The organism is Sphaerisporangium sp. NPDC049457 (assembly GCF_055586705.1).
In genome coordinates this window covers 1-4,445 of the sequence record NZ_JBVJHR010000041.1, presented here as the reverse complement: position 1 = coordinate 4,445, position 4,445 = coordinate 1, and the positions used below count along the sequence as shown (strand labels likewise).

At 70.0% G+C, this 4,445-nt stretch carries 1 protein-coding gene; it reads left to right on the top strand.

Features of this window, described 5'->3' with window-relative positions:
* Positions 1-1,435 precede the first annotated feature (1,435 nt).
* Positions 1,436-4,309, top strand: a complete 2,874-nt coding sequence (locus ACZ6QO_RS37660) for a PQQ-dependent sugar dehydrogenase (protein WP_465858282.1) — start codon at positions 1,436-1,438, stop codon at positions 4,307-4,309.
* The last annotated feature ends 136 nt before the right edge of the window (positions 4,310-4,445 follow it).

Genomic DNA, 4,445 nt, shown 5'->3' with positions numbered 1-4,445 from the left:
GCACCCCCCCCCCCCCCCCCCCCCCCCCCCCCCCCCCCCTCCCCCCCCACCCCCCCCCCCCCCTCCCTCCCCCCCTCCCCCCCCCCCCCCCCCCCCAAGGCTCGGTGACCCCACAGATCACGAGCTGGTGACGACGCCTCCACAGTGGCCGTCGAACCGATTCGTATACGTGCGGGGCGGCCTGCGCCGGTCCCGCCGCGTACCCGGTACGGGCGCGGCCACGTTGTTAGCGCTAACTTCTTACGGCAAGCCCGGAGCTCCCGCCATCGGCGGATTGCAGGGGACACCAGGCGCAGCGAAGCACACACGACCCGCGCGCCACCTGTCAAGAGCCCGGCCGGCCCCCTCGGCCCGCGGAAGGCGGCGACGGGGCCCCGCCAGGGACGTTCGCCGGCGCCCAGAACGTACGCGGATGAAACGTTCACACGTCTCGCGCCGGCCATGTGATCGGGACGAGCCCCATGGCCCTGCGGTCGGCCCTGGACGCGCCAGACATCCCATCTTTGTGTATGAAACATTTCAGGCGACAAGATCGCCGGAATCGGTCCCGGGAGCGTGCCCGTTCGGGCAGGTGAGCAGGGAAATGACGACCGCCGCCGTCCGGGCCGACGCCTCGCACCCGGAAAATAGGCATACCTAAGGTCTTGACTGGCCGGGACGATCGGAACGTAATTGGTAGCCAAGACCTCGGGTGACACTCTTTCCGGGGCCTGTACGGCTGGACCACATCGGCGGATGTGGAGGCGCTTCGCGGCCCCTCCGCATCGTGGTCGGCCACGTCGGCTTCCATGCTTCGCGTAGACATCCCATGTCATACCACGCGAGGCCGCGCCCACTTGGAGAAGCACGTGACCGATCGGAACGAGCACCGCGGACGAGGCGATCCTCGACGGGCGGGACCGGCCAGGCCGAGCTCGGCACGCCGCTCGCCGCCGTAGTCCCGCGGCGGGCGCCTCGGTCACCCTCGCGAGGGCCGGACCGGGGAAGCGCCCTGTCTCCCGCCTTCACCGGAGCCGGCGACGGTGTCCCGTCCGCCCGGCAGCATCGAGCCACGCGGACGCCCAGGCCGTCGTGGTCTCCGCCGAGCCGTGGAGCGGAGCCGTAGCACGGCACCTCGCTCCCGCCGTCCTCCGCTCCCGGCGCCACGAGCGCGATCGGGGAACGTGGGCCGGACCACTGCTCGGACCACTGCTCGGACATGTCTCGCTCTTCCCCGGCGAACGGGGCGCAGTGCGGCATCTGGGTCCGCAACGACCAGGCCGGCCGGCGATGAACGGCGATCAGCGCCGGTGAGCCGCGAGTCGCGCCGGGGCTGCCGCCCGCCCCGACGCAGGGACCAGAGACGGCACCTCTGGTCCCACTGCCACCGGCAACAGCGCGACGGCGCGCCTTGCCCTGGCCTGAGTTCTTCACGTCAGGAAGGAACACCTTTTTCATGTCTCGAAATTCGTGGCGCGCCATGTTGGCCACGATCGCGCTGATCATCCCCGGAACAGTGTTGCTCTCCGCTCCGCCGGCCAACGCTCTGACCATCTCGGCGTCCGACTACCAGCAGATCAACCTGGCCAGCGGTGGCAACGAGCTGGGCGAGGCGATGTCGCTGGCCGTGCTGCCCAACCGGTCGGTCCTGCACACCGCGCGCGATGGCACAGTGCGGGTCACCGACGCGTCCGGCAACACCAAGGTGGCGGGCAGGCTCAACGTCTACACCCATGACGAGGAGGGTCTGCAGGGTGTGGCGGTCGATCCGAACTTCGCGACGAACCGCTACGTCTGGCTGTACTACTCGCCGCGGCTGAGCACGCCCAGCGGCGATGCTCCCTCCACCGGCACGTCGAGCACGTGGGACTCGTGGAAGGGACACCTGAACCTGTCCCGGTTCACGCTGAACTCCGATGAGACGCTCAACCTGTCCAGCGAGAAGGTCGTGCTGGAGGTCGCCAACGACCGTGGCATGTGCTGCCACGTGGGCGGCGACATCGACTTCGACGCGCAGGGGAACCTGTACCTGACCACGGGTGACGACAGCAACCCGTTCGAGTCGAGCGGCTACTCTCCGCTGGACGAGCGCACCAACCGCAACCCGCAGTACGACGCGCAGCGCACGGCGGCCAACACCAACGACCTGCGCGGCAAGGTGCTGCGCATCAAGCCGCAGGCCGACGGCACCTACACCATCCCGAGCGGCAACCTGTTCCCGCCGGGAACGGCCAACACCAGGCCGGAGATCTACGCGATGGGGCTGCGCAACGCGTTCCGGATGAGCGTGGACAAGGCCACCGGCATCGTCTACCTGGGCGACTACGGTCCCGACGCCGGGTCGACCAACTCCAGCCGCGGCCCCCAGGGGCAGGTGGAGTTCAACCGGATCACCGCCGCCGGCAACTACGGCTGGCCGTACTGCACCGGCAGCAACACCAGCACCGAGACCTACAACGAGTGGAACTTCGCGAGCAACAGCACCGGACCGAAGTTCAACTGCTCCGGCGGCCCGACCAACAACTCCTTCCGCAACACCGGCCTGACCACGCTGCCGGCGGCCAAGCCGGCGTGGATCAAGTACGCCGGCGACTCGGGTTCCCCGTCGGAGTTCGGCAGCGGCTCGGAGTCGCCGATGGGCGGCCCGGTCTACCGCTACGACCCCAACCTCAACTCCTCCGTCAAGTTCCCGCAGGTCCTGGACGGGCGGTTCTTCGCGGGTGAGTACGGCCGACGGTGGATCAAGGCCATCGAGGTCAAGAGCGACGGCAGCCGCGGCGAGATCTCGGCGTTCCCGTGGAGCGGCACGCAGGTGATGGACATGGCCTTCGGGCCCGACGGCGCGTTGTACGTGCTGGACTACGGCACCGGGAGCAACAACCAGGCGCTGTTCCGCATCGAGTACATCGGCGCCGCCGCCAACCGCAACCCGATCGCCAAGGCCTCGGCGGACAAGACCTCCGGCGCGAGCCCGCTGACGGTGAACTTCTCCTCCTCCGGCAGCTCCGACCCCGAGGGCGGGACGCTGACCTACTCGTGGAACTTCGGCGACGGCACCTCCTCCACCGCCGCCAACCCGAGCAAGACCTACACCACCAACGGCGCCTACACCGCCACGCTCACCGTCCGCGACCCGCAGGGCCTGACCGGCAGCGCGAGCGTCATCGTGAACGTCGGCAACACCGCGCCGTCGATCACCCTGTCGCAGCCGGGCGACGGGCAGTTGTTCGCCTTCGGCGACAGCGTGCCGTTCCAGGTGACCGGAAGCGACGCCGAGGACGGCGCGCTGGACTGCTCGAAGGTCACGGTCACCTACTTCCTCGGCCATGACAGCCACAGCCACCAGATCACCGAGAAGACCGGCTGCAGCGGGACCCTCACGGTGCCGTCCGACGGCGAGCACGACGCCGCGGCCAACCTCTACGGCCTCTTCGTGGCGTCCTACACCGACAACGGCGGCCTGACCGCCACCAGCACCCACACCCTGCAGCCGCGGCACCGGCAGGCCGAGCACTTCGCCGCCCAGCAGGGCATCCAGACGGCCGACCACACCAGCGCCGAGGGCGGCAAGACCGCCGGCTACATCGAAGACGGTGACTGGATCTCCTTCACGCCTTACAACCTCGGCAACGCCACCAATATCACCGCACGGGTCTCGTCGGCCGGGGCCGGCGGCCGGATCGAGGTCCGGGCCGGCTCGGCGACCGGCACTCTGCTGGGCACGGTGACCGCGCCGGTCACCGGAGACTGGGAGACCTTCGTCGATGCCACCGCCACGCTGAGCGGCGCGCCGACCACGCCCACGACGCTGTACTTCGTCTTCCGTGGCACAACCGGTTCGACCAGCCTGTTCGACCTGGACGCCTTCACCTTCGGCACCGGCACCTCCCCGACCCCGACGCCGACTCCCACCCCGACCCCGACCCCGACCCCGACCCCGAGCACCACGACCACGATCAAGGGGACCGCCTCCAACCGGTGCCTGGACGTCAACGGCGCCTCGACGTCGAACGGGGCGCTGGCCCAGATCTGGGACTGCAACGGCCAGACCAACCAGAGGTGGACCTCGACCAGCTCCAGTGAGCTGCGGGTGTACGGCAACAAGTGCCTCGACGTCAACGGCGCGGCGACCGCCGACGGCACGTCCGTCCTCATCTGGGACTGCAACGGCCAGAACAACCAGAAGTGGCGCTTCAACAGCGACGGCACCATCACCGCCATCGGCGCCAACAAGTGCCTGAGCCTGGCGAGCAACGGCACCGCCAATGGCACCAAGGCGCAGATCTGGACCTGCAACGGCTCTTCGGGCCAGAAGTGGGCCCGCGTCTGACGCCACCACGTTCCCGGGGCGGAATCCCAATCACCACGTGAGGTGGGGGGGGGGGGGGGGGGGGGGGGGGGGGGGGGGGGGGGGGGGGGGGGGGGGGGGGGGGGGGGGGGGGGGGGGGGGGGGGGGGGGGGGGGGG